Origin of the sequence: Brachybacterium avium, from assembly GCF_002216795.1 — a bacterium.
GTDB classification, from domain to species: Bacteria; Actinomycetota; Actinomycetes; order Actinomycetales; family Dermabacteraceae; genus Brachybacterium; species Brachybacterium avium.
Window position 1 is genome coordinate 1,907,019 of sequence record NZ_CP022316.1, and the last position, 25,053, is coordinate 1,932,071.

General features: G+C 70.9%; 26 protein-coding genes and 1 pseudogene. 15 read left to right on the plus strand and 12 right to left on the minus strand.

The window, feature by feature from the left end; all coding sequences use genetic code 11:
- Window positions 1-35: 35 nt before the first annotated feature.
- Both CFK39_RS08610 and CFK39_RS08615 read left to right on the plus strand, forming a co-directional pair.
- Entirely contained in the window at window positions 36-1,049 is a 1,014-nt protein-coding gene (locus tag CFK39_RS08610) for an ROK family protein (RefSeq protein ID WP_157697118.1), read from the plus strand.
- A gap of 33 nt (window positions 1,050-1,082) precedes the next feature.
- Entirely contained in the window at window positions 1,083-2,420 is a 1,338-nt protein-coding gene (locus CFK39_RS08615; RefSeq protein WP_089065121.1) for an alpha-L-fucosidase, read from the plus strand.
- 22 nt (window positions 2,421-2,442) lie between these two features.
- Here the strand turns inward: CFK39_RS08615 and CFK39_RS08620 are convergent, their stop codons facing one another.
- Window positions 2,443-3,195: a TSUP family transporter gene (locus CFK39_RS08620; protein ID WP_089065122.1), complete on the minus strand. Its 753-nt coding sequence runs from the start codon at window positions 3,193-3,195 to the stop codon at window positions 2,443-2,445.
- 280 nt (window positions 3,196-3,475) lie between these two features.
- Here CFK39_RS08620 and CFK39_RS08625 point away from each other — a divergent pair, with 280 nt between their 5' ends.
- A complete protein-coding gene (locus CFK39_RS08625; RefSeq protein ID WP_089065123.1) occupies window positions 3,476-4,309 on the plus strand; it encodes an aldo/keto reductase in 834 nt (277 codons plus the stop codon).
- Window positions 4,310-4,390: 81 nt separating this feature from the next.
- On the opposite strand, the gene CFK39_RS08630 is transcribed toward CFK39_RS08625, so the two are convergent.
- Window positions 4,391-5,866 (minus strand): family 4 glycosyl hydrolase, encoded by a 1,476-nt coding sequence (locus CFK39_RS08630; protein ID WP_089065124.1) that lies wholly within the window; start codon window positions 5,864-5,866, stop codon window positions 4,391-4,393.
- A gap of 16 nt (window positions 5,867-5,882) precedes the next feature.
- Entirely contained in the window at window positions 5,883-6,653 is a 771-nt protein-coding gene (locus CFK39_RS08635; RefSeq protein WP_089065125.1) for a DeoR/GlpR family DNA-binding transcription regulator, read from the minus strand.
- 161 nt (window positions 6,654-6,814) lie between these two features.
- Here CFK39_RS08635 and CFK39_RS08640 point away from each other — a divergent pair, with 161 nt between their 5' ends.
- Genes CFK39_RS08640 through CFK39_RS08655 form a run of 4 tightly spaced genes read left to right on the plus strand, consistent with a single transcriptional unit; the run spans window position 6,815 to window position 11,175 of the window.
- Window positions 6,815-8,179, plus strand: a complete 1,365-nt coding sequence (locus CFK39_RS08640; protein ID WP_089065126.1) for an ABC transporter substrate-binding protein — start codon at window positions 6,815-6,817, stop codon at window positions 8,177-8,179.
- 4 nt (window positions 8,180-8,183) lie between these two features.
- Window positions 8,184-9,194 carry a carbohydrate ABC transporter permease gene (locus CFK39_RS08645; protein WP_245822378.1) on the plus strand — a complete coding sequence of 337 codons (1,011 nt, stop codon included), beginning with the start codon at window positions 8,184-8,186 and terminating at the stop codon, window positions 9,192-9,194.
- Window positions 9,191-9,994, plus strand: coding sequence for a carbohydrate ABC transporter permease (locus tag CFK39_RS08650; protein ID WP_089065127.1), 804 nt, complete (start codon window positions 9,191-9,193; stop codon window positions 9,992-9,994). The genes CFK39_RS08645 and CFK39_RS08650 overlap by 4 nt, the downstream gene beginning before the upstream one ends.
- Entirely contained in the window at window positions 9,994-11,175 is a 1,182-nt protein-coding gene (locus tag CFK39_RS08655; RefSeq protein ID WP_245822380.1) for a carbohydrate kinase family protein, read from the plus strand. The genes CFK39_RS08650 and CFK39_RS08655 overlap by 1 nt, the downstream gene beginning before the upstream one ends.
- Window positions 11,176-11,247: 72 nt before the next feature.
- Here the strand turns inward: CFK39_RS08655 and CFK39_RS08660 are convergent, their stop codons facing one another.
- Window positions 11,248-12,012, minus strand: coding sequence for a BPL-N domain-containing protein (locus tag CFK39_RS08660; RefSeq protein WP_089065128.1), 765 nt, complete (start codon window positions 12,010-12,012; stop codon window positions 11,248-11,250).
- A gap of 70 nt (window positions 12,013-12,082) precedes the next feature.
- Between CFK39_RS08660 and CFK39_RS08665 the strand changes: the two genes are divergently transcribed.
- Together CFK39_RS08665 and CFK39_RS08670 are read left to right on the plus strand one after the other, a co-directional pair.
- On the plus strand, window positions 12,083-12,574 hold the full coding sequence (locus CFK39_RS08665) for a MarR family winged helix-turn-helix transcriptional regulator (protein ID WP_089065129.1): 492 nt from the start codon (window positions 12,083-12,085) through the stop codon (window positions 12,572-12,574).
- Entirely contained in the window at window positions 12,571-14,274 is a 1,704-nt protein-coding gene (locus CFK39_RS08670) for an MDR family MFS transporter (protein ID WP_089065130.1), read from the plus strand. Before CFK39_RS08665 ends, CFK39_RS08670 begins: the two co-directional genes overlap by 4 nt.
- A 123-nt stretch (window positions 14,275-14,397) precedes the next feature.
- Here CFK39_RS08670 and nrdF read toward each other — a convergent pair whose 3' ends face one another.
- Both nrdF and nrdI read right to left on the minus strand, forming a co-directional pair.
- Window positions 14,398-15,426: a class 1b ribonucleoside-diphosphate reductase subunit beta gene (nrdF, locus tag CFK39_RS08675; RefSeq protein ID WP_089065131.1), complete on the minus strand. Its 1,029-nt coding sequence runs from the start codon at window positions 15,424-15,426 to the stop codon at window positions 14,398-14,400.
- Between the two features lie 113 nt (window positions 15,427-15,539).
- Window positions 15,540-16,028: a class Ib ribonucleoside-diphosphate reductase assembly flavoprotein NrdI gene (gene nrdI, locus CFK39_RS08680; RefSeq protein ID WP_089065132.1), complete on the minus strand. Its 489-nt coding sequence runs from the start codon at window positions 16,026-16,028 to the stop codon at window positions 15,540-15,542.
- A gap of 223 nt (window positions 16,029-16,251) precedes the next feature.
- Here nrdI and CFK39_RS08685 point away from each other — a divergent pair.
- From CFK39_RS08685 to CFK39_RS08695, 3 genes and pseudogenes are all read left to right on the plus strand, one after another.
- A pseudogene (locus CFK39_RS08685) lies at window positions 16,252-17,189 on the plus strand (metal ABC transporter substrate-binding protein).
- Window positions 17,186-17,920 (plus strand): metal ABC transporter ATP-binding protein, encoded by a 735-nt coding sequence (locus CFK39_RS08690; protein WP_089065133.1) that lies wholly within the window; start codon window positions 17,186-17,188, stop codon window positions 17,918-17,920. Before CFK39_RS08685 ends, CFK39_RS08690 begins: the two are co-directional and overlap by 4 nt.
- Window positions 17,917-18,930, plus strand: coding sequence for a metal ABC transporter permease (locus CFK39_RS08695; RefSeq protein ID WP_089065134.1), 1,014 nt, complete (start codon window positions 17,917-17,919; stop codon window positions 18,928-18,930). Before CFK39_RS08690 ends, CFK39_RS08695 begins: the two co-directional genes overlap by 4 nt.
- A 15-nt stretch (window positions 18,931-18,945) precedes the next feature.
- On the opposite strand, the gene CFK39_RS08700 is transcribed toward CFK39_RS08695, so the two are convergent.
- On the minus strand, window positions 18,946-19,623 hold the full coding sequence (locus CFK39_RS08700) for a metal-dependent transcriptional regulator (protein WP_089065135.1): 678 nt from the start codon (window positions 19,621-19,623) through the stop codon (window positions 18,946-18,948).
- A 66-nt stretch (window positions 19,624-19,689) separates the two neighbouring features.
- On the opposite strand from CFK39_RS08700, the gene CFK39_RS08705 reads away from it, so the two are divergent.
- A complete protein-coding gene (locus CFK39_RS08705; RefSeq protein ID WP_089065136.1) occupies window positions 19,690-20,910 on the plus strand; it encodes a cation:proton antiporter in 1,221 nt (406 codons plus the stop codon).
- Window positions 20,911-20,957: 47 nt separating this feature from the next.
- Here the strand turns inward: CFK39_RS08705 and CFK39_RS08710 are convergent, their stop codons facing one another.
- The 5 genes from CFK39_RS08710 to CFK39_RS08730 all read right to left on the minus strand — a co-directional run bounded on the left by CFK39_RS08710 (window position 20,958) and on the right by CFK39_RS08730 (window position 24,105).
- Entirely contained in the window at window positions 20,958-21,470 is a 513-nt protein-coding gene (locus tag CFK39_RS08710) for an RES family NAD+ phosphorylase (RefSeq protein ID WP_157697119.1), read from the minus strand.
- Between the two features lie 35 nt (window positions 21,471-21,505).
- The gene (locus CFK39_RS08715) at window positions 21,506-21,871 is read right to left on the minus strand and encodes a helix-turn-helix domain-containing protein (RefSeq protein WP_089065138.1); all 366 of its coding nucleotides are present in this window, start codon (window positions 21,869-21,871) and stop codon (window positions 21,506-21,508) included.
- Between the two features lie 64 nt (window positions 21,872-21,935).
- Window positions 21,936-22,439, minus strand: a complete 504-nt coding sequence (locus CFK39_RS08720) for an SRPBCC family protein (protein WP_089065139.1) — start codon at window positions 22,437-22,439, stop codon at window positions 21,936-21,938.
- Between the two features lies 1 nt (window position 22,440).
- Window positions 22,441-22,992: a dihydrofolate reductase family protein gene (locus tag CFK39_RS08725; protein WP_089065140.1), complete on the minus strand. Its 552-nt coding sequence runs from the start codon at window positions 22,990-22,992 to the stop codon at window positions 22,441-22,443.
- Between the two features lie 375 nt (window positions 22,993-23,367).
- Window positions 23,368-24,105, minus strand: a complete 738-nt coding sequence (locus tag CFK39_RS08730; RefSeq protein WP_089065141.1) for a sulfite exporter TauE/SafE family protein — start codon at window positions 24,103-24,105, stop codon at window positions 23,368-23,370.
- Between the two features lie 256 nt (window positions 24,106-24,361).
- On the opposite strand from CFK39_RS08730, the gene CFK39_RS08735 reads away from it, so the two are divergent.
- Window positions 24,362-24,544, plus strand: a complete 183-nt coding sequence (locus CFK39_RS08735) for a hypothetical protein (protein WP_089065142.1) — start codon at window positions 24,362-24,364, stop codon at window positions 24,542-24,544.
- A gap of 193 nt (window positions 24,545-24,737) precedes the next feature.
- On the plus strand, window positions 24,738-24,971 hold the full coding sequence (locus CFK39_RS08740) for a ribbon-helix-helix protein, CopG family (RefSeq protein ID WP_089065143.1): 234 nt from the start codon (window positions 24,738-24,740) through the stop codon (window positions 24,969-24,971).
- Window positions 24,972-25,053 lie beyond the last annotated feature (82 nt).

A 25,053-nucleotide genomic window follows, 5' to 3' on the forward strand; every position in this document is an offset into this window, starting at 1 on the left:
ACCGATCAGCGGACGACAGCGGAAGGGGCGCTCCCATGGGGACGTCGACCTCAGCTCCCCGAGCGCAGCGGGACCGCTCGATGACGGCTGACGGCGCGGTCATCGGCATCGATATCGGCGGGACCTCGATCTCCACCGACCTCGTGGACCTCTCGGGGAGCTCGCTGTTCGTCGCCTCGTGCCCGACCGGCCAGGGCCCCAGGGCACTCGAGGCGGTGCTCTCGCAGGTCACCGCCGCGCAGCACGCCGCCCAGACCCTCGGGGTCGAGCTGCTCGGCATCGCGATACTCAGCCCCGGCCACCTCGACGAGGACCACGGGGTGGTGCGCTTCGCCTCCAATCTCGGCTGGCACGACATGGACCTGCGCGCCCACATCACCACGGCGATCGAGGCTGCGGGGACGGGAGGTGCGGTCCGGGTGGCGCTGGGCCATGACGTGCGCTGGGCGGGGATCGCCGAAGGCGCTCTCGGCGCTGCGAGGGGGATGGATGACTATGCCCTGGTCTCCATCGGCACGGGCATCGCCGCCTGCCTGGTCAGCGGCGGCCGGGTGCTCTCCGGTGTGGCCGGCAGCGCGGGCGAGTTCGGCCATGCCACGGTCGTGCCCGGCGGTGATCTGTGCGCCTGCGGCCGCACGGGCTGCGTGGACACCTACGCCTCGGGAGCCGCATTGCTGCGCCGCTACCGGGAGCTGGGCGGCGAGCGGGCTGCCGCGGATGTCGCCACTCTGGTGGGATCCCTGCCGGAGGATGCGGTCGCGGCCCGCGTCTGGGAGGAGGGGCTGGAGGCGCTGGCCCGCGGCCTGTGCACCCTCACACTCACCGTGGATCCGGGCACGATCGTCTTCGCCGGCGGGCTCTCCCGTGCGGGGGAGGCGCTGATCGGCCCGCTCCGCCCCTGCTGGAGGCCCAGCTGCTGTGGAAGCAGGCGCCTGAGCTGGCGATCTCCCCGCTCGGGGACAGGGCAGGCCGTGCGGGAGCGGTGCTGCTGGCGCTCACCGCCGCCGGACAGCGGCATCACGCGCAGGCGTGGGACGCGGAGACCGTGAGCCGATGGCAACGAACCAGCTAAGGAGACCCTGATGATCAGCTTCGATGACCGCCACGGGCCGGCAGACGCCGCCCCGGCCTCCGCCTACCCCGGCCTCCCCGTCCCGGACTGGTACCGCGACGCGAAGCTCGGGATCTTCGTGCACTGGGGCCTGTACTCGGTCCCGGCCTGGGCGGACGTGCTGGACCGCAGCGATGTCACCGCCGAGACCGCCTATGCCCGCCACCAGTACGCCGAGTGGTACGCGAACACCGTGCGCCTGGACGGCCCCACCAGGCAGCGGCACGAGCAGCGCTTCGGCGTCGGCCATGCCTATGAGGACTTCGCCGACGACTGGCACCCCGCCGAGGGCAGCGCCGAGGCGATCGTGGACCTCGCCGCCCGGGCCGGGGCCCGCTACCTCGTCCCCACCACCAAGCATCACGACGGCTTCTGCCTCTGGGACTCCGCGACCACGCCCTTCACCGCGGCGCGGCGAGGTCCCGGCCGGGATCTGATCGCTGAGTTCTCCGCCGCGGTGCGGGAGGCCGGGCTGCGCCTGGGGCTCTACTATTCCGGCGCGCACGACTGGCATGTCTCCGATTTCCCGCCGCTGACCTCGAACGATGAGCTGTTCGCGCTGCGTCGCAACGACCCGGCCTTCGCCGCCTACGCCGCGGCCCAGCTGCGGGAGCTGATCGACCGCTTCGCCCCGGACCTGCTGTGGAACGACATCGACTGGCCCGACGCCGGCAAGTACGACGGCCCTGACTCCCTCCAGCAGCTCTTCCGTCGCCATCTCGACCTGGTGCCGGACGCCATGGTCAACGACCGCTGGGGAGTCCCCGTCCACGGCGTGCTCACCCGCGAGTACCAGGACATCGACGCCGTGCAGGCCGAGGTCTTCGAATCCACCCGCGGTCTGGGCCTGTCCTTCGGGTACAACGCCGACGAATCCGCCGAGCACGCGCTGGACGGCCCGGAGCTGATCCGTCTGCTGGTGGACGTCGTCTCCAAGAACGGGAACCTGCTGATCAACGTCGGCCCCAGGGCCGACGGGTCGATCCCGCCGCTGCAGTCCGCCGCGCTCGAACAGCTCGGCGGATGGCTCACCCGGCACGGCGAGGCGATCTACGGCACCCGGCCCTGGTTCCACGAGGCGGTCGCGACCCCGCCCGAGGGGGTGCGCTTCACCCTCGGGGAGACGGCCGATGGGCAGCGGGTGCTGCACGCCCTGCTGCTGGACCCCGCGGCCGGACCGGTGGAGCTGGATCCGCAGGTCTCCGCCGCGGTGCGGGAGGTCGCGCAGGTGCCCGGCGAAGGTCAGGTCACGCTGCGGCCGGAGCCGGGGGAGCGGACGGTCGCCGTGGTGACTCTGCCGCTGCGGTGACTCTAGGGGTCGAAGCGCGGAGTCAGCTCACCAGCAGTCGCAGCCCGGTCCACAGCGACAGCAGCGCGCCGACGAAGCCGAGCACGATCACCAGGCGATGGATGCCGCTCTCGCGCATCCGCTTCTGCACCAGCTCCCCGACACCGACGGAGACCACCACGGCGGCGAGCATCGCGACCCACACCCACCACGGCAGCTCGGGCAGCTGGCCGTCGTCCCACGCCAGCTTCGAGCCGAAGGAGACCCAGGAGACGAGGATCCACAGCGGCTGCAGCGTCGCCACCATCGGCAGCGCCGGCCACCGCGAGAGCACCGCATAGACCGTCGCGGCCGGGCCGCCGACGCCGCCGAGCACGGTGCCCAGCCCGATCCCGACCCCCGTGGCGACCTGCGCGGAGCGGCCGTCCACCCGGGTGTCCACCCGGGCCAGGAGCACCGAGATCACCAGGCTCAGCAGCACCAGCGACGCCACCACCAGGTACAGCGGTGCGGGCGGCGAGATCGTGGAGAGCCAGGCCGCGCCGGGCATCACCGCGATCGCGGGCAGCCCCAGCCAGAGCACCTTGCGCCATTCGATCTGCGACCAGATCCGCGGCAGCATCACGATCGGCATGAGCCCGCCCAGGAAGTTCGCCAGCATGATGCCCTCGTGGGCGCCGATCAGCACCACCGCGTACGGGGCGAAGACGATGCCCAGCCCCATCCCGGCGACCCGCTGGATGACCGCGCAGACCAGCACCAGGGCGATGAGGGTGAGGACCAGGGTGAGGCTCACGGGCCACGCTCGTTTCGGGACGGAGATCGGTGCGCGGGTCGACGCCATGAATGCGGGGCCCGCTCGGCTGCTTGCGCTGGGGGCGCCGCGGGGCGATGGTGCGCGGCATCTGCGCGATGCCGTCGCCACCGTATCGGGCATCGCGACGAATCGGCCCGGCGGTCCGCCACGTCGCCTCCGCGCAGGCCGGCGGAACTCCCTACCGGATGGACGAGGCCTGTCCCGCAGGCATCCGCAGTCGTAGGCTGGGCGGGTAAACGCCTACCGAGGAGGACCTCACATGACCACAGTTCCCACTCTGCCCTTCCACGACGGCGCATCCGTCCCCCAGCTCGGCTACGGCGTCTGGCAGGTCGAGGACGAGGTCGCAGCGGACGTCGTCGTCCAGGCGATCCAGGCCGGCTACCGCCACATCGACACCGCCGCCGGCTACCAGAACGAGGGCGGCGTCGGCCGGGCCGTGAAGGCCTCCGGCATCCCGCGCGAGGACCTGTTCATCACCACCAAGCTGGCCAACGGCGACCAGGGCTTCGACGCCGCGCAGCAGGCGCTGGAGACCTCCCTCGACAAGCTCGGGACGGAGTACGTGGATCTCTACCTCATCCACTGGGCGAGCCCGCAGCGAGGGCTGTACCTGGAGTCCTGGAAGGCGCTGATCGAGCTGCAGAAGCAGGGCAAGGCGAGGTCCATCGGCGTCTCGAACTTCCCGATCGCGCAGCTGGAGGAGATCATCGCCGAGACCGGGGTGGTGCCGGTGATGCACCAGATCGAGCTGCACCCCGCGTTCCAGCAGCGCGAGCTGCGGGCCTTCCATGCGGACAAGTCCATCCTCACCGAGGCCTGGTCCCCGCTGGGACAGGGCGGCGACATCCTGCAGGACCCGGTGATCACCGAGATCGCGGAGGCGCACGGCGCCGACGCCGGCCAGGTGATCATCGCCTGGCACCTGGCCATCGGGAACGTCGTGATCCCGAAGTCCGTCACCCCTGAGCGGATCGTCACGAACTTCGCCGCCGCCGGCCTCGAGCTCACGGGCGAGGAGATCGAGAAGATCAACGCCTTGGACAGCGCCGACGGACGGATCGGCCCCGACCCCGCCGACCCCGGCTTCTGAGCCGACGGCTCGGCGCCGACGCCGGCCGCGCAGAGGCGGGAACCGCGGGACCCGGGCAGTGCCCGGGTCCTGCGGCCGCGCTCAGCCCTCGCCGAGCAGGGCAGCGATCTGCGGGTGCCCGGCGATGTAGCCCTCGAGCAGCTTCCGCCCCAGCACTGGTGAGCTCACCAGCGGATGGGTCGAGAAGCCCTGCCAGGCCGCGTCCCGCGAACCGGTCAGGGCGGCCTCGAGGATCTTCCGCTCCGCCGCGCGCAGCGTGCTCATCACGCCCAGCCGCCCCAGCTCCACCGGGGCCACGGGCTGCGGATGCACGCCCTCGCCGTCGACCAGGCACAGCACCTCGAGCACCGCATCGGCCGGCAGCTCGGGCACGATCCGATTCTCGGGCGGGGCGTCGCTGCTGGCGGGGGCGTTGCCCACGTCCAGGATCATCCGCTCGCTGCGGCCGGTGGCGAGCGCGGTCATCAGCCGCAGCGCCACCTCCTGGTAGCCGCCGCCGGCGATATCCTCCTCGCGCCGCTCCTCGTCCCGGGACTCCGCCATATAGGTCGCCTCCCGCTCGTGGAGGGTGGAGCGCCACAGCTGGAGCGGCGAGGCGCAGCAGGACTCCGCCTCAGCACGCGGTGGGGCAGAGCGGCCGGGGGCACCGTCCTCCGCGTCGGCGCTGGGGTCCTCCGTGAGCTGCTCGGCGGCGAGATAGAAGTCCCCCTGCTGCTTCGCGAGGAACTCCCCGCGCGTGGTCGCAGCGCCGGTGATCCGTTCGATCGCGGCAGAGGTGTGCAGGTAGTAGAAGAGGTACTCGTTCGGCAGTGCACCATCGGCGCGCACCCAGTCCTTGCCGATCAGCCGCGCCTCCTCGATCTCCTCGAGGGCGGCGTCGTCGGCGAGCAGCCCGGGCAGGCGGTCGGTGCCGTCGACCGTCACCGACCGCAGCCAGCCCAGATGGTTCAGCCCCACGTAGTCGAAGCTCGCGCCGCGCTCGCCGGCCACCAGGTCCACGCCCAACAGGCGGCCCACACGCCGCACCAGCCCGATCGGGGTGTCGCAGATGCCCACCACGCGATCCCCGAGCACGGTGCGCATCGCCTCGGTGACGATCCCGGCAGGGTTGGTGAAGTTGATGACCCACGCCTCAGGGGAGACCTCGGCGATCGTGCGGGCGATCTCGAGCGCGACGGGGATCGTGCGCAGCGCAAAGGCGAGGCCGCCCGGGCCGATGGTCTCCTGGCCCAGCAGGCCCAGGCCCAGCGCGACCCGCTCGTCGACCGTGCGGGCCCCGGCGCCGCCCACCCGCACCGCGGAGAACACGAAGTCCGCTCCGGCCACGGCCTCGCGCAGGTCGGTGGTGGCGGTGAGGCTCGGCAGCGTCGCACCGTGCCCTTCGGTGTGCAGGCGTTCGGCGATCCCGTCGATCACGGCGCTGATGGCGCGCAGGCGCGCGGAGTCGACGTCGTACAGGGAGACCTCGTCCACGGCCAGTCCGGTGGCGGCGGTGGCCACCGCCTCGTACACGAGCGGGACGCGGAAGCCTCCGCCTCCCAGGATGGCGAGCTTCATGGCAGCAGCACTTCCTTCATGGCAGCAGCACCTCCACGTCCTCCCCCTCGGGGAGCACGATGTCGAAGGGCAGCGGCGAGCGGTCGGTGATCAGGGCGGTGAAGCGCGACAGCGGCGCGATCTCCAGGAAGCCCGACCCGGGGAACTTCTCGTGGTCGGCCAGCAGGTAGGAGGCGGCAGCGACCTCGAGCAGGCCGCGCTTGATCGGCACCTCGCTGGGGGTGGAATCGAGCACCGCGCCGTCGGGCCGCACCCCGGCGGTGCCGAGGAAGGCGCGGTCCACGCGCACCTGGCCGAGTGCGGACTCGGTGAGCGTGCCGACCATCGAGTCGTAGTTGGGGCGCAGCAGCCCGCCGAGGATCACGATGTCCACGCCGGGAGCGGCGGCCAGCGAGCGCACCACGGCCAGCGAGGCGGTGACCACGGTCAGGGAGCGCTCGGCCAGCAGCGGGCACATCGCCGCGACGGTGGTGCCGATATCCAGGGCGATCACCTCGCCGTCCCGCACCTGGGCGCAGGCCCGCGCGGCGATCGACTGCTTGGCGGCGGTCGCGGAGCCGGCGACATCGGCGAAGGAGCGCAGATCGGCCTCCGGGCGCACGGAGCCGCGCCGCGCGGTGGCGCCGCCGCGCACCCGGCGCAGCGAGCCGGCCTCATCGAGCACGTCGAGGTCCCGACGGATCGTGGCCTCGGAGACGCCCAGCTCGGTGCTCAGCGCGGCCACCGTGACGGTGCCCCGGCGGTGGATGACCGCCGTGATCGCCTGATGCCGTTCCTCGCTGAGCATGGCGTCACCGTAGCACCGTGCACACAACTTCGCGCATTTTCGAGCAGGCCCGTGCAGTTCCGTGCAACTCATGTCATCATGGTGTCGGAGAGCACACGGGCACCTGCCCGGAGACGGCGACCGCGATGGCGCGCCGGCGCCGACCACCTCAGGAGGACATCATGCGACGACGGAATTTCCTCGGGACCACCGCTGCGCTCAGCGGGCTCGGGCTCCTGGCGGCCTGCGCCCCCGGCTCCGACAGCGGCAGCAGCGGCGACCCCGCCCCCGCCCCCGCGGCCGACGAGGTGGACACCGATATCGCGGCCCTCGGCGACATCACCCTGGTGGTGTGGGACCAGGAGGTGCGCGGTGCGCAGAACGACGCGATCGAGGCCCTGCTGGGCGCGTTCAAGGAGAAGTACCCCAACGTCACCGTCGAGCGGAACTCGCAGTCCTTCGACGACCTCCAGCAGCAGACGGGCCTGGCCCTGTCCGGCAACGACGTGCCTGACGTGCTGCAGGTCAACAACGCCCGCGGCGACATGGGCACCTTCGTGGCCGACGGCCTGCTGACCGACCTCAGCGGCTACGCCGAGGCCTACGGCTGGACGGACCGCTTCGCCCCCAGCGTGCTGAGCAAGATGAGCTACTCCGAGGATGGCGTCACCTTCGGCGAGGGCAACCTCTACGGCGTCGCCCAGACCGGCGAGGTCTGCGGCATCTACTACTCCCAGAAGAAGCTGGACGCGCTTGGGCTGGAGAAGCCGACCAGCTGGGACGAGGTCTTCTCGCTCGTCGAGGCCGCCGCCGAGGCCGATGAGCTGCCGATCATGCTCGGCAACCTCGACCAGTGGCCGGCGCTGCATGTGTTCGGCCCGCTGCAGGCCAACTTCGTGGACGCTGAGACCATCGTGACCCTCGGTATGGGCAACGCCGGCGCGGACTGGACCAGCGAGGACAACCTCGCCGCCCTCACCCAGCTCGCCGACTGGGGCAGCAGCGGGGCGCTCGGCGACTCCCCGAACGGGCTGGCCTACGACGACGCCTGGCCGCTGTACACCGAGGGCAAGGGCGTGCTGCTGATCGGCGGCTCCTGGCTGGGCCCCGACATGGAGGCCGTGATGGGCGAGGACCTGCGGTTCATGGCCCCGCCGCCCGGGGCCGACGGGACGGTCGCCACCACCGGCGGCACCGGCATCCCGTTCTCCATCCCCGCCGCGGCGGCGAACCCGGCCGCGGCCGCTGCCTTCATCGACTTCATCACCAGCGACGACGCGATGGCGATGATCGCCGAGAACGGCGGCATGCCGGTGAACCGCACCGCCGAGCTGGCCCCGGACTCCGGCGTCAACAAGGACATCTACGAGGCGTTCGACGAGGTCTCCACCGAGGGCACGCTGCTGCCCTACCTCGACTACGCGACCCCGTCGTTCGCCGATACCGCAGGCGCCACCCTGCAGGAGCTCATCGGCGGCCAGACCGACCCGGCCGGCGCGGCCGAGGCCCTGCAGGAGGACTACGGCGCGTTCACCGAGGGATCCTGACCCGATGGCGTCCGGATCCACCGGCGGGCCACCGGGCGTGACCGGCCGGCGACCGGCCGGCGGGCCCCTCGGCAAGCCTTCCACCGGCGGTCCGCGCGAGGCGGCCGCCGGCGGCGCGTCGGCCCGTGCCCGCCGCGGCCGGCCCTCGGCGGTCGCGCGCAGCCCGCTGACCCCGTACCTGTTCATCCTCCCGGCGTTCCTGGTCTACGGCGCGTTCGCGCTGTACCCGCTGGGCCGGGCCGCGCAGTTCTCCCTCTTCGAGTGGAAGGGCTTCGGCCCCTCCACCTTCGTGGGGCTGGGCAACTACCTGGACCTGGCCGGGGATGCTGATTTTCTTCGTGCGATCGGCAACGCCCTGGTGCTGATCGTCTTCTACTCGGTGATCCCGCTGGCGGTCGGGCTGGTGCTGGCGGCGATCCTGCGGCGCGGGCAGGTGCGGGGGATGGGCTTCTTCCGCACGGTGATCTTCCTGCCGCAGGTGATCGCGCTGGTCGTGGTGGCGGTGGCGTGGCGGCAGATCTACTCGCCGTACGGGCTGCTGAACGATGTGCTGCGAGCGGTGGGCCTGGACGCGCTCGCGCGGGGCTGGCTCGGGGACCCGGGCACGGCGCTGGCGGCGGTGGGATTCATCGGCACCTGGGTGCAGATGGGGCTGGTGATGCTGCTGATGCTGTCGGGCATGAGCCGTATCCCGGCGGAGCTGTTCGAGGCGGCCCGTCTCGACGGAGCCGGGGCGGTCAGGGAGTTCTTCGCCCTCACCCTTCCCGCCGTGCGCGGCGAGATCACGGTCGCACTGGTGCTGACGATCATCGCGGCGCTGAAGACCTTCGACCTGGTCTACATGACCACCTCCGGTGGGCCCGGCAACACCACCACCGTGCCCAGCTTCGAGGTGTACTTCCGTGCCTTCGAGCTGCGCACCGTCGGCTCCGCCTCCGCAGTCGCGATCGTGCTGACGGCCCTGATCTTCGTGATCAACGTGGGCGTCACTCGGATCGGGGAGCGTGAGTCATGAGGGTATCCCGCGCCGAGACGTCGCTGAACTACGTGATCCTGCTGGGCTTCGCCGCCTTCGCGCTGATCCCGGTGCTCACCATCGTGCTCACCTCCGTCTCCGCGCCGCTGGGTCAGAGCGGGGGCCTGCACCTGGAGAACTTCGCCCGCGCCTGGACGATCGGCGGCTTCGGGAGGTCGCTGGGGAACTCGGTGGTGGTCGCCGCGATCGTGGTGGGCCTGGCGACCGTGCTCGCGATCCTGGCCGGCTACGCCTTCGGCACCATGCGCTTCCGCGGCTCGACGGTGCTGTTCTACCTGTTCCTGCTGGGGCTGATGATCCCCAGCGAGGCGACGATCATCCCGCTGTTCTTCGACCTGCGTTCCCTGGGCCTGACCGATACCTTTGTCGCGATCGCGATGCCGCAGGTGGCGCAGTCGATCGCCTTCGGCACCTTCTGGCTGCGGGCCCAGTTCCGGGCCCTGCCCAGCAGTCTCATCGAGGCCGCCGCGCTCGACGGCGCCGGCCCGCTGCAGGCCCTGGTGCGGGTGCTGGTGCCCGCCTCCCGGCCCGCGATCGTGACCATGCTGGTGCTGGTGTTCATGTGGACCTGGAACGAGTTCCTCATCGCGCTGATCATGGCGCCGGGTGGGAAGCTGCGCACCGCCCCGCTGGGGCTGGCGAACTTCCAGGGCCAGTACACCTCCGAGACCGCGCTGCTGGCCGCCGGCGCGGTGATCGTGGCCCTGCCCACCGTGATCCTGTTCCTGTTCCTGCAGCGTCATTTCATCCGCGGAATGCTCGAAGGAGTCGCCAAGTGATGTTCCCCCTGCCCACTGATCCCGCCCGTCCTGAGGACTCCGGCACACCCGCCGGCGCGTCGACCCCCGCGCCGCCCGGCGCGGCCGAGTGCCAGGACTGGGACCCGCTGGCCGCCCAGCGCACCGCGACGGACCCACCGCTGGACGTGCTGCTGTCCGGCACGGTGTTCTTCGACATCGTCTTCACCGGCATGGAACGGCTCCCGCAGCCCGGTGAGGAGATGTGGTCCAAGGGCATGGGCTCCAGCCCCGGCGGGATCGCGAACCTCGCCACCGCCGCTGCCCGACTGGGGCTGCGCACCGGCCTGGTCGCCGGGTTCGGGGACGACGCCTATGCCGACTGGATGTGGCACACCATGGCGCAGGAGGAGGGCATCGACCTCTCTGCCTCGCGCCGCTTCGACGACTTCCACTCGGCGCTGACCGTCTCGATCGCCGCCGAGGGGGATCGGGCGATGGCCACCCACGGCCATGAGCTGCCCGAGCCGCTGTCCACCCTGATCGCTGCGGCGCCCGCCGCCCGGGCCGCCGTGGTGGACCTGGCGGGGGAGACGTCCTGGTGGGCGCAGCTCGCCCAGCGCGGCTCGCTGATCTTCGCCGACATCGGCTTCGACGAGACCGGCCGCTGGGACCCCGCCGACCTCGCCCCGCTCGCCCACTGCCACGCCTTCACCCCCAACGCGCTCGAGGCGATGGCCTACACCCGCACGGACAGCCCCGACAAGGCGGTGCGCGCGCTCGCCGAGATGGTGCCGCTGGCGGTGGTGACCGACGGCGCCCACGGCTCCTACGCGATCGACTCGACCACGGGGGAGGAGGCGTACTGCCCCGCCGTCCCGGTCACCGCGATCGACACCACCGGCGCCGGGGACGTGTTCGCCGCGGCGATGGTGCTGGGCACCCTCGCTTCCTGGCCGCTCGAGGAGCGGCTGCGCTTCGCCTCCCTGTGCTCGGCGCTGGCCGTCCAGCAATTCGGCGGCTCCCTCGCCGCCCCCGGCTGGGGCGACATCACCGACTGGTGGCGCTGCATGAGCGAGGCCGCCGAGGGCGGTGACCTGCGCGCCGCCTACACCCGCAGCGGGTACCGGTTCCTGGACGCCCTCGTCCCCGACCATCCCGTCCAGGGCCGCCGCCGCGCCCAGGGGACCTTCGCGCTGCGCTCCGACGCCGGGGTGCACTGAGCGGGCCGACGTCCGGCCGGGCTCGGGCGGGAGGGCGGCCTCGCATCCCTCCCCGTCCGCTCCGCCGGGAGGTCAGCGCAGCAGGTGCTGGATCAGCGGCAGGGCGAACTCCCAGTCGTCCCCATCGGGATCGGTGAGCCCGGCGTCGGCGAGCCAGCTCGCATCGGCCTCGGGATGCGGGCCGACGAGGGCCGCACGCCCGGCGCCGAGCTCGTAGAGCGCCGCGGCGAGATCGCCGTTCTCATAGCGGGCATACGACTCCGCACCCGCTTCCGGGAGCCGGGCCCCCTCCTGGAAGTACGTCCAGCGCACCGTGTCCTGCCAGGTCACCTCGACCAGGTGGTCCGCGCTGTCCGTCACCGGGAAGCCCGCGGCGCCCACCTCGCCCTCCACGGTGTCCTCCAGCAGGCCGAAGCCCTCGGGCCCGGCGAGATACGCACCCATGCACATGCCCAGGTAGCGGCCGCCGTCGCGGACGAACTGCCCGAGGGCGGAGGCGAACCCGTCCGGCATCTCCGCCGCGGCCGCGGCCACGTCGTCCCCGCCGCCGGGCTGTGCGAACAGGTCCGCGCCCCGCAGGGACTCGGCCGTGAGCGGCAGCTCCTCCTCGGGGCCGATGTACATGATGTCCATGCCCAGCGGGGCGGCGCCCAGCCGCTCGGCGAGGGTCTCCGCACATCCCGGGCAGCCGGCAGGGCCCCGGTACACCAGCGCCCGGGGGACGGATCGCTCGGCTCCCGGCGAGGAGCAGGCGGCGGCGAGGGCGAGCGGCGCGAGCAGCGCCGCCGTGAGGACGGCGCGCCGCCCGCGCGGGGACGTCGAGCGGTGGCGGTCCATGGCCCCAGGCTAGGGCCGTCGGCCGGGAGTGAAGGGTTGACATCTCGTCGCGAGGTCTTAAAGTACTTGCATGCCACAAACAACTATCGATCGTGAGGACCCCGGCGATGCCGGCGCCATCCTGCGCGAGCTCGTCACCACCCTGCGGGTCTTCCGTTACGCCGGGCAGCAGTCCGGGCAGCGCACCGCCTGGAGCACCGCCAGCGGCGTGCTCCAGTTCCTGGACCACCGGGATGCGCGCCTGAGCGAACTCGCCCGGGAGGTCTCGGCCTCCGTGTCCGTCACCTCCCGCGCGGTCGACGCCCTCGAGCAGGACGGGCACGTCGAGCGCCGCGTCGATGCGTCCGACGGCAGGGCCTGCGTCGTCAGCCTCACCCCGCGCGGACGCACCCATCTGCACGAGACCCAGCGAGAGATCGCCGCTGAATTCACCGATGTCTTGCACGACTGGTCGCCGCAGGAGATCCACGACGCCCTCGAGGTCCTGCAGAAGCTGAACCTCCGCCTCGCCGATTTCACCTCCCGCCTGCACGGCGGGCAGGGAAAGGACCTCACCCGATGACCGATACCCTCTCGACCCCGACGAAGTCCCTCCAGCACCGCGAGGTGCTGCAGGTGATGACCGGCCTGCTGGCCGCGCTGTTCACCGCGCTGCTCTCGAACACGATCGTCTCCACCGCGCTGCCCACGATCATGGCGGACCTGAACGGGACCCAGCGGCAGTACACCTGGGTGATCACCGCCAGCCTGCTGATGATGACGATCAGCACCCCGATCTGGGGCAAGCTCTCCGACCTGTTCGACAAGAAGCGCCTGGTGCAGCTCGCGATCGTGCTGTTCGTCGCCGGCTCGCTGATCGCCGGATTCGCCACCTCGATCCCGATGATGATGGCCGCACGCGTCGTCCAGGGCATCGCCATGGGCGGCCTGATGGCGCTCGTGCAGTCGATCATGGGCGCGATCATCTCCCCCCGCGAGCGCGGCCGGTACGCCGGCTTCATGGGCGGGGTCATGGGGATCGCGACCGTCTCCGGCCCGCTGCTCGGCGGCGTCATCACCGATGGGCTGGGCTGGCGGTGGACCTACTTCGTCTGCGTCCCCCTGGCGGTGGCCTCCCTCGTGCTCATCCAGCTGAAGCTGCGGATCCCGCCGCAGCCGGCCCGGCGCGTGAGCATCGACTACGCCGGCGGCATCTTGATCGCGCTGACCGCCGCGCTGCCGATGCTGTGGGTCACATTCGCCGGCAGCAGCTACGACTGGATCTCCTGGGAGTCGGCCGCCTTCGTCGGCGGCTTCCTCCTCACGGCGACCCTCGGCGTCATCGTCGAGCTGCGCGCCCCCGAGCCGATCGTGCCGATCCGGCTGCTGCGCAACAACACCGCGGCCCTGATGATCGTCGCGAGCATCGCCGTGGGCGTGGCGATGTTCGGACCGGCCGTGTTCCTGACCCAGTACTTCCAGCTCGGCAAGGGGCATACCCCGACCGAGGCCGGGCTGCTCATCCTGCCCATGATCATCGTCCAGACGTTCTCCTCCGCCATCGGCGGGATGATCGTCAGCCGCACCGGGCGGTGGAAGCCGATCATGCTGCTGGGCAGCGTGCTCATGGTCCTCGGCCTCTCCGGGCTGGGGGCGGTCGACCACACCACGGGGTACCTCTGGGTGGCGATCTCGATGGCGCTGACCGGCGCGGGCGTCGGTGCACTCATCCAGAACATCGTCCTGGCCGTGCAGAACACGGTAGACGTCACGGACGTCGGCGCATCCTCGGCCACCATCGCGTTCTTCCGTTCCCTGGGCGGCGCGATCGGCGTCTCCGCCCTCGGCGCGATCCTCACGAATCGGGTCGCGGCGGGAGTCCAGGAGCGGCTGGCCGAGCAGGGCATCACCGGCGCAGACGTCGGCGGGCAGGGCTCGGACACGCAGCTGGACCTGTCGGATCTGCCCGGCCCCGTGCAGGATCTGGTCCACGATGCCTACGCGGACGGCTTCGGGCACATCTTCCTGATCGCCGCGATCATCTCGCTCATCACCCTCGTCGCAGTGCTGATCGTGCGGGAGACGACCCTGCGCACCACCATCGGGCTCGCCCCGAAGGAGACGGACCAGCAGGCTGCGGCCGACGGGCCGACGACCGAGCCGGCCCACGCCGCCGCCGTCCCGGCTGCGGCCGGGGGCAGCGGCGACGGATCCCGCTCTGTGCAGGGGGAGAGCGCCGCGGAGGCGCGCCACTCCACGGATCGTCCTGCCGGCGGAGCCTGACGCCACCGGCAGACGCCCCCGGACCCTCGCCATCAGCGGCGAGGGCCCGGGGGCGTCTGAGGTCTCCTGTGCGGCGCCGGCCGTCGGGCCGGAGATGCGCCGCACAGCGTTCGGGGGCTGCGCTCAGAAGTCCCAGTCCTCGTCGCTGGTCTCCTCTGCGGTGCCGATCACGTATGCGGAGCCGGAACCGCTGAAGAAGTCGTGGTTCTCATCGGAGCCGGGGGAGAGCGCGGCGAGGATCTCGGGGCTGACCCGAGTCTCCTCGGCCGTGAACCGGGCGGGATAGCCGAGGTTCATCAGGGCCTTGTTCGCGTTGTAGCGCACGAACGCGGCGACATCATCCATCAGCCCCAGCGGCTCGTACAGCTCGCTGGAGTACTGCAGCTCGAGCTCGTAGAGCTCCTCGAGCAGGGCGTAGGTGAACTCGCGCATGTTCTCCTGCGTCGCCTGGTCGTGCTGGGCCAGCCCGCGCTGGTACTTAAAGCCGGAGTAGTAGCCGTGCACGGCCTTGTCGCGCAGGATGAGGCGGACCATGTCCGCGGTGTTGGTGAGGGTGGCCCGGACGGAGAAGTGCAGCGGCAGGTAGAAGCCCGCGTAGAGCAGCAGCGAGGACAGCAGCGTCGAGGACACCTTGCGCCTCAGCGGATCGTCCCCGTAGTAGTGCTGCAGCACCGTCGTGCACCGCTGCTGCAGCAGGTCGTTCTCCACCGCCCAGCGGTAGGCGCTGTCGATCTCCGGGGTGCTGCAGAAGGTGGAGAACACCGAGGAATAGGACCGGGCGTGCACAGACTGCATGAAGGCGATGTTCGTGTACACCGCCTCCTCGTGCTCGGTGCGCGCGTCCTGGATCTGGCAGACCTCTCCGACGGTCGCCTGGACGGTGTCGAGCATGGTCAGCCCGGTGAAGACCCGCATCGTCGCGGTGCGCTGGACGTCGTCGAGCTGCTGCTGCCAGGACTGCAGGTCGTTGGACAGCGGCACCTTCTCCGGCAGCCAGAAGTTCGCAGTCAGCCGGTTCCAGACCTCGAGGTCCTTCTCATCGCCCACCCGGTTCCAGTTGATCGGACGCAGCCGAGCGGTGGGGTCGTGTCGGTACCCGGGCGGGGTGATCGAGTGCTCGAGCAGGGGATGGGGTTCGGTGATGACGGTCATCGGGAGTTCCTTCTCGCGGGTCGTGGGTTGTGGGTCGTGGGTCGTGAGCGGCGGCGCGGGGCGGTCGCGGGGTCGTGGGTCCGGCCGGGTCGGGCTGGGGGAGGGGCGCCGCTTCACGGCTGGGGTGCGGCGACCGGCTCCTGCTCCCAGAAGCGGTCCAGCCCGTGGTCGACCCGCTCGACGTCATCCGGCGTGCCCAGCAGCTCGAATCGGTACAGCACCGGCACCTGGCACTTGGCGGAGATCACCGGGCCGGCCAGGCAGTAGTCCTCGCCGAAATTCGTGTTGCCGGCGGCGATCACCCCGCGCAGCAGGCCGCGGTTCTCGGGGTCGTTGAGGAAGTGGATGACCTGCTTCGGGACGGCCCCGGCGTGACGCCCGCCGCCATAGGTGGGGACGACGAGCACATAGGGCTGGGTCACCTGCAGCGAGCCCTCGAGGCGGGGCCGCAGGGGGATGCGGGCGGCGGGCCGTTCCAGCCGCTCGACGAAGCGGCGGGTGTTCTCCGAGACGCTCGAGAAGAACACGAGATCGGGCGTCGCGTCGGGCCCGGGGCCGGTGGCGGCCGCCGGGTGCGCGAGGGCACGGAGCGCAGGGGGCATTCAAGGGCCTTTCGGTCTCGAGTGGGCACTACATGTGGGCTGATAATCGGGTTGCCCGCCCACATCTAGTGGTATCACGACAGGGTTAGTCTACCCAAACATCGAACTACGTGATGACGAACTACGACGGCTCGCAGCCCCGCACTCAGGGCTGTATGCTCCATCAAGTTCGGCATGCCGAACTCAGGCGACGCGACAGAAGGAAGATGCGGTGAGAACGGCGATGGGCAACCGGGCGGCGAGGACGAGAAGGGCGGTGGCAGGGGCGGTCGTGGCGCTCCTGGCACTGGTCGGCTGCGGGGGAGCCGGGACCTCGGCGAGCGGTGACGGGGACGTGCCCACCGTGCTGACCACCTTCACCGTGCTGCAGGACATCGCCCAGAACGTCGCCGGGGAGCACCTGGAGATCGAGTCGATCACGAAGATCGGTGCGGAGATCCACGGCTACGAGCCGACCCCCGCGATGTCGCGAAGGCCTCGGAGGCGGATCTGATCCTGGACAACGGGCTGCACCTCGAATCCTGGTTCGAGAAGTTCGTCGACTCCGCCGATGTCCCCCACGTGGTGGTCTCCGAGGGGATCGACGTCATGGACATCACCGGCGACGCCTACGACGGGACCCCGAACCCCCACGCCTGGATGAGCCCGGAGAACGTCGCGATCTACGTGGACAACATGGTCACCGCCTTCAGCGACCTGGACCCCGAGAACGCCCAGGCGTACGAGGACAGCGCCGCCGCGTACAAGAGCGAGCTGCGCACCATCCAGGACGACCTCATCACCGAGATCGAGACCCTCCCCGAGAGCGAGAGGGCCCTGGTGACCTGCGAGGGCGCGTTCTCCTATCTCGCCCGCGACGTGGGGCTGGAGGAGCACTACATCTGGCCGGTCAACGCCGAGCAGCAGGCCACCCCGCAGCAGATCGCCGGCATCATCGAGACCGTGCGCGCGCAGGGCATCCCCGCGGTGTTCTGCGAATCCACCGTCTCGGACAAGCCGATGCAGCAGGTCGTCGAGGCGACCGACGCCCGCTTCGGCGGGACCCTCTACGTCGACTCCCTCTCCGAGGCGGACGGCCCCGTTCCCACCTATCTCGAGCTGCTCCGCCACGATGCGGACGTCATCGTCACGGGCCTGACCGGTCAGGAGGCGGCAGCATGAGCATCGAGGTCAGCGGGCTGACCGTGCGATACGGCTCGGTCACCGCCGTGGAGGAGGTCGACCTCTTCATCCGTTCCGGTGAGGTGACCGGCCTGGTCGGGATGAACGGCTCGGGGAAGTCGACCCTTTTCAAATCCATCATGGGCATGGTCACCCCGAGCGCCGGGGGCGTCCTGATGGACGGGAGCGATCCGGCCCGCGCCCGCCGCCGCGGCCTGGTGGGATACGTCCCCCAGAGCGAGGACGTGGACTGGGCCTTCCCCGTCTGCGTGCGCGATGTCGTGATGATGGGCCGGTACGGACAGCAGGGCCTGACCCGTCGGCCGCGCCGCGCCGATCACGAGGCCGTCGCCGACGCGCTCGAGCGCGTCGAGCTCACCGACCTCGCCGATCGACAGATCGGCCAGCTCTCCGGGGGGCAGAAGAAGCGGGCATTCGTCGCCCGCGGCCTGGCGCAGGGCGCCTCCATCCTGCTGCTGGACGAACCGTTCGCCGGCGTCGACAAGCGCAGCGAGGCCACGATCGTCGGGCTGCTGCGCGAACTCGCCGCCGACGGCTGCACCGTCCTGGTCTCCAGCCATGACCTGCATGCCCTGCCGCAGCTCGCCGATTCCGCGATCCTGCTGCGGCGCCGCGTGCTGTTCCACGGCGACGTGGCCGAGGCGCTCGCGCCGCAGATGCTGGGCCGCGCGTTCGGCCTGGACCCGATGACCCGCGAGGAGGCACGATGAACCCGCTCGATCTGATCATGGAACCCCTGCAGTACGAGTTCATGGTGCGTGCGCTGGCCGCGACGGTCGCCGCGGCGATCGTGTGCGCGCTGCTGTCGTGCTGGCTGGTGCTGGTGGGCTGGTCCCTGATGGGAGACGCCGTCTCGCACGCGGTGCTTCCCGGCGTGGTGCTCTCCTACATCGTCGGGGTGCCCTTCGCGGTCGGCGCGATCGTCTTCGGGGTGCTCGCCGTCGTGCTCATCGGGACCATCCGCGGCACCAGCCGGGTCAAGGAGGACGCCGCGATCGGGATCGTGTTCACCACCCTGTTCGCCCTCGGCCTGGTGCTGATCTCGGTCACGCCCAGTCACACCGACCTCGGCCACATCCTGTTCGGCAACGTCCTGGGCGTCTCCTCCAGCGACCTGATCCAGATCGGCATCCTCGCCGGGATCGCGTTCGTGGCACTGGTGCTGAAGCGACGGGACCTCACGCTCTACGCCTTCGATCCCATCCACGCCCAGGCCATCGGGCTCTCGCCGCGCCGGCTGGGAGCGCTGCTGCTCGGCCTGCTGGCGGTGACCGCCGTGGTCGCGCTGCAGATCGTGGGCGTGGTGCTGGTGGTGGCGATGCTGATCGTCCCCGGCGCCACCGCGCACCTGCTCACCGACCGCTTCGGGAGGATGCTGCTGATCGCGCCGACGATCTCCGTGCTCGCCTCGGTGACGGGGATCTTCCTGAGCTACTGGGTCGATGCCTCCTCCGGAGGTCTCATCGTCCTGGTCCAGGGCGCCATCTTCACCGTGGTCTACCTGCTCGCCCCGCGCTACGGGATCCTCCCGCGACTGCTGACCTCGTGGCGCCGCAGCAGCGGCGGCGCGGGTGTTCCCACCGACGATCAGGCGGGCGCCGGAGATCCGGCAGCAGCGGCCGGCGCAGCAGGAGCGGTCGGCACCCCCGACCGGATGGGCAGGGCAGCAGCCGCCGAGACGAGGGACGAGGCGCAGATCCCGGCTGCACCGCGGGGCTGAGCTCGAGGGACGCCGTCAGGCGGGGATGCTCGCCCAGATCGCGTCGGTCGCGGAGCGCCCCAGCGGCACCCCGGCCGAGGATCCGGGCACGGTGACCTCGAGGGAGTCGGAGAACGCCGGGCCGGTGCGCACCTCGAGGGTCGCACCGACGGTGATGCCGTGCTCGGCGCAGAAGGACAGCAGCCGCGGATCGGCGTCGGAGATGCGCTCGACGACCACGGAGGTCCCGGCCGGGACCTCGGACAGCAGGCGGGCGTCGGGGAGCTCGACCTCGCCGTCGGCGGTGGGGATCGGATCGCCGTGGGGGTCGCGCGCGGGGCGGCCCAGGAGCGCATCGATCCGGTCGACCAGCAGGTCGGAGACGGCGTGCTCGAGATGCTCGGCCTCGTCGTGGACCTCCTCCCAGCCGTAGCCGAGGGTCTCCACCAGGAACGTCTCGATCAGGCGGTGACGGCGCACCATCGACAGCGCGTGCGCGCGGCCCGTCGCGCTGAGCCCGATCGCGCCGTACCGGGTGTGCTCGAGCAGGCCCTGGTCGGCGAGCTTGCGCACCGCGTCGGAGACCGTCGACAGTCGCACCCCCACCCGTTCGGCGATGGCGGAGGTGGTCACCGGCTCCTTCGACCATTCCGCCAGGCTCCAGACCGCCTTGAGATAGTTCTGGGCGCTGGTGGAGAGCTCTGAGACCGACATGCCCCCACCGTATCCAACTCTTCGCTTCGTCTCCTCGAACTCCGCGGAGGCACGTAGTCTTCGCCCATGCATGAGTCCACGATCCTCATCGAGAACCTGCTGTCGATGTGGTGGATCGCCGCAGCGGCGGTGCTCGCCCCGGTCCTCGCACTGCTGACACGCCGCACCATCCCGGACGTGGTGTGGCTGCTGGTGCTGGGCATGGTGATCGGCCCGCATGCGCTCGGCCTCGCCGACAGCACCGAGGCCGTCGCCTTCCTGCGCGAGCTCGGGCTCGGATTCCTGTTCCTGCTGGCCGGCTTCGAGGTGAACACCTCCGATATGCGCAGCCGGGCCGGGCGCAGCGCGGCCCTGACCTGGCTGCTGTGCGTCGGCCTCGGGGTGGGGGCCGGGCTGCTGATCGCCGGGGGCGACTGGCAGATCGCCGCCGTGCTCGGCATCGCCGCGACCTCCACCGCGCTGGGCACCCTGCTGCCGATCCTCAAGGACTCCGGTGTGCTCGGCGCCCCGCTGGGCAAGGCGACCATGATCCACGGCGCCTTCGGCGAGCTGCTGCCCGTGGTCGCGATGTCCCTGCTGCTGACCACGCGCGCCACCCTCCAGGCGGCGGCCGTGCTGGTGCTGTTCGCGGTGCTGGCAGTGGTGATCGTGGCCGTCCCGGCCCGGCTCTTCCGCAAGGTGCCGCTGCTGGGCCGGGCCTTCGCCGCCGCCTCCGACTCGACGATGCAGACCATCGTGCGGATCACGGTGTGGGTGATGATCTCGCTGATGCTGCTGACCGCGGTGCTGGAGCTGGACGTCGCCCTCGGGGCCTTCGCCGCCGGCCTGCTGCTGCACGCCGCGCTGCGCGGCGGCGCACCGGAGCACGTCGAGGAGATCATGCACAAGGTGGAGGTGCTCGGGTTCGGTCTGCTGATCCCGGTCTTCTTCCTCACCAGCGGGATGAGCATCGACGTGATCGCCGTGCTCGGCGTCTGGCCGCTGCTGCTGGGGTTCGTGGGGATGATCGTGGTGGTGCGGGGCCTGCCGGTGCTCGCACGCGAGCTGTGGACGCCCACCGGGTCGGGCCTGGAGACCCCGCGGGAGAAGGTGGCGCTGGGCCTGTACGCCGCGACCGGGCTGCCGATCATCGTGGCGGTCACCCAGATCGCCGCGAGCTCGGGGCTGATCTCGGTCACCGTCGCCTCGGCGATGGTCACCGGCGGAGCGATCACGGTGCTGGTGTTCCCGCTGCTGGCCTCGCGGCTCTCCCGCAGCCCGGAGGAGGCGGGGAGAGCGCAGAGCTGACGGGACGGCGTGGTCGTCCCTGCGCCGCCTGTACCCGGGCTCGGGATTCAGCGCACCGTGCGCACGATCAGCCGGGCGGCCTCGTCGATCTCGGGTGCGTCCATGCTCAGCGGACGGGTCTCGGTGCACGAGATGCCGTCCCTCAACCAGGTCGCGACCAGTGTGATGGCGGGGTGGTAATAGGACCACCAGGAGATGCCCTCCCACGAGCCCCGGTCATAGATCTTCGCTGCGAGGCGCTGGGTGCGTCGCTTATTGCGCTCGGTGACTTCGGTGACGCGCCCGACGCCCAGGTCGCGCAGCACGTTCGGGTCCGCGAGATCGGCGAATCGGGAGGCACCGGGGACCTCATAGGTGCTCAGCGCCCGGACTGCATCGGCGTCGCCCGGTACCAGCAGCATGCCGGGGGACCAGGTCGCCAGATGCCCGAAGGTCTCCGCGATCGCGCCGTCGGGAGTCGTCGAGAAGTACCGCAGGGCGTAGAGGTCGGGATTGTCCCAGCGGCCAGCACCCTGTCCGGGTGGGATGTGCAACGGACCGTACGGAGCGGTGGGATCCATGCCGTGGATCCACGGATGGACGCGATACAGCAGCATCAGGCGTAGACGCCGGCCTCGTCGCCGCTGATGGCGTCGAGGACCTCGGACGTACGTCCGCGGCGGATCATCGCCAGCGGGGTGGCACCGTCGAGGAACGCGTTTTGACCGTTCAGCCAGTCGAGGATCACCGAGTCATCCCAGACCATGCGGGCACGCGAGATGATGAACTCGAGGTCGGTGACGGCGCGGGCGGCGTCCGGTGACGGCACGGTGGTGCCTTCGGCCCACCTGGTCGTCTGGGAGCGGCTCACGCCGGCCCAGGTCGCGAGCTTCGCCTGACTGCCCAGGGCCCGAGAGGTCGAGCGGACCTTCAACGTGAACAGTTCCGAGTCGGGCCTCGCGGGCTGGTCGATGGTGCTCACGCCCCCACGGTACTCGTGCAACACAAATGTTGCAAGCTAGGGGGCGGGGTCGTCGTTCGCCGGCTCACCCCGCCATCACCGCCTGCTCCAGCGCCGCGAGCGACTCCTCGAGGAAGCTCGGCGGGAACGGCGGCAGCCCGAACTGCTCCCGCATCGGGTGCGGCACCGCGCTCCAGTCGTAGGTGAGCGTCACACGGGTGCCCTCGCCATCGGGCGCGAGGTCGTATCGCCAGGTCCAGCCGCCGCCGCCCCAGGTGCCGTCGGGTCCGTACTGGCCGGGCTGCCAGGCGATGGTGCGCTCGGGGACGAGGGCGATCACGCGGTTGTGCATGTCGTAGCGGCCGCCGGCGTTCTCGTGGAACATCTCGATGCCGAAGATCTGGTCGACCTCGGTCAGCGGGGCGGGGTCCGCCTCCAAGGAAGCGCGCACCCAGTCCCCTGGCTCGGTCTCGGAGTGCCGCGACGGATCGGCCAGCAGCGCGAACACCTCCGACGGGGAGGCGGCGACGGTGCGGGAGGCGATGTAGTGGTCCCGGCCCGGGACCGGTGCGGCGGCGTCGGTGGTCATATCAGTCCCTCCTGGGGGCCCAGCGGGTGTAGATGACGTGCGAGTCGAAGGCTCGGTGCTCGAGCAGCTCGAGCCGTTCGCGGTGACCTTCTGGGAACAGTCGGCGCCCGCGGCCCTGGACGTAGGGGTAGGTCCACAGCCGGTACTCGTCCACCAGCCCGGCCGCGATCAGGGGATGGCACAGGCTGATCGAGCCGGTCAGCGAGATCTCGGCGCCCTCGCCCTGCTTCAGGGCGCGCACGGCCTGGACGGGATCGCCGCTCAGCAGGGTGGAGTGCGCCCAGGCCGGGTCGGTCATGGTCGAGGTGACCACGTACTTGGTCAGCTGGTTCAGCTCGTCGGTGATGCCGGTGGTGTCGTCGGTCCGGGCCGGCCAGAAGCCGCGGAAGTCCTCGAAGGTCTGCCGGCCCAGCAGGATCGCGTCGCAGGCGGCGCTGTCCCGCTGCAGGATCGCGCGCTGATCGGCGGGGGAGTCGGTGGGGTCGAACCAGTCATCGAGCATCTCGATCGAGCCGTCGGCGGTGATGTTCTGGGTTATCACGAGCGGGCGCACAGGGCCTCCTCGGTGGCCGTGGAGCGATGTCCTCTCACCCCGGCACGCGACCTCCACGAGCATCGTGGCGGGGTGGTGAAGTGTAGACCCCGGGGAGCCTCACCACCATGGGCGGGCCGGTGGATGCTGGGGACGATCCGGATGGGGAGTTCTCCCCGGGGACTTCTCCCCGGGCAGTTCACCCCATCGCTCTCCTGTTCAGGGGCCCGTAGATTTCAGGTGGCGGGTGCGGGACCCCCTCGGGGGAGGCGCCGGCACGAGGCTCACGCGGGCGGGAGCTGCGGGATCGACGGTGGGGGCCGACGATCCGGCAGTGTCGATCGCTCCGCCCGGGGCCTCGTGTCCGGTGCGCGAGGGGCCGCACCGGGCAGCGGCTCACAGCTGCACGAGACCCTGGATGAGCGAGAGCGTCGCTCCGGCCATCGCGATCACGATCACCCACTGCATCGCCCGGGCGCCGTGGACCCGCCGGGCCAGCGCGTTGCCGCCGATCAGCCCGACCACCAGCATCCCCAGCAGCAGCGCCCATCCGGTGACCGGCAGCGTGGGCAGCGCCCCCTTCGTGAGCAGGGCGGCGACACCGAGCACGGCGAAGTGCAGCTGGGCAGTGGCGGCGAAGCTCCGGTGCTCCCACTGGGTGGCCAGCGCATAGACGACCAGCCCCGGCCCACCCACACCGGCGGTCACGGTCATCAGCCCCGAGGCGAATCCGCCGCCGGCGCCCACCCAGAAGGAGTTGGGCACCTGCAGCGACCGCGACACGATGGTGAACAGCAGGCCGGCGATCACCAGCAGACTGATCGTGATGGCCAGCACCGGCGCGGGCAGCCACAGCACCAGCAGCGCCCCGGGGACGGTGCCCACGATCCCGGCCGGCACCACCTTCGCGGCGCGCCTCCAGTCCAGGTCCCGGTGGATCACGATGAGGTTCAGCAGCGCGGCCACGATCCCGCACACATTGGTGACCAGGATGCCCTCGAAGGGGCCCAGCGCCATCACCAGGAACGGTGAGGACAGCAGCGCGAAGCCCATCCCGGTGGTGCGCACCGACACCGCGCCGGCCAGGACGGCCAGCGCGGCCAGGCCCAGCGGCCACCACTGCGGATCGATCATTCGGGTCACGGTACGCGCCCGCCGCCGAGTCCGGGCCCGTCGAGCTGGCCGCCATCGAGCACCGCCCCGTACCCTGCCGTGCAGGGCTGGGAAATGTGATCCCAGTGACCACTGGGTCACCACCCTTTTCAGGGGGTCACCAGCGGCTCTACTCTTGTCATGAGCACAGAAGGCGCGCGTGGACTCCGCGTCTGGTCAGGCCGCGATCAGGCCTGTGCGATGTGCTCCTACCACTGTGAGAAGGAGGGACCCCCGTATGGATTCGCGTCATGACGTCACCGTCGGCCACGAACTGCAGGCCGCAGCCGAGACCGGACAGATTCCGGCGGTCCCTGCGAATGCCGACGCCGGCGAGCAGGCTCCCACCTGGCGCAGCAACCTGGCTGTCACGCTGGCGCTCGTGCTGACCTTCGTGGTGGTCGCGCTCGTCAGCCTCTGAGGCTGATCTCCTGAGGCCGGGTGGGGCTCCGGCCCCGCTCGGCTGTCCGCTCGTCGCCGCGGGGTGTCACTGCTCGCGCTGCCGCACGTCATCCCGCGTTCTCAGGAGATCCTGCTCCTGAGGAGCCGACCGGTCATGTCGGGGCCCGAACGCTGGTCTACCGCCGTCCCGATTTACGTTATACGATATTCGCATGACGAGCGAGGAGCAGATCCAGCGTTGGGCCGACGAAGCCGAGGCCGGGTACGACGTCGAAGAGTTGAAGCGTCGCGGACGTGGACGTCCCGGGCGTGGCGCCGAGCCGATGCAGGTTGTGGCGGTCCGCCTGACGGCTGAGGAGGTTGCCGCCCTGGATGCGGTGGCCGAGCGGGAGCACCTGTCGCGTTCCGAGGCGATCCGGCGCGCGCTGGCTGACTTCGCCGCGTGAAGGTTCACCACAGCGCACTCAGACATGGGGTATTGAGCGAGGACGCGGTGCAGGCTGCCGACTGGTCGCAGTGGATCGAGCC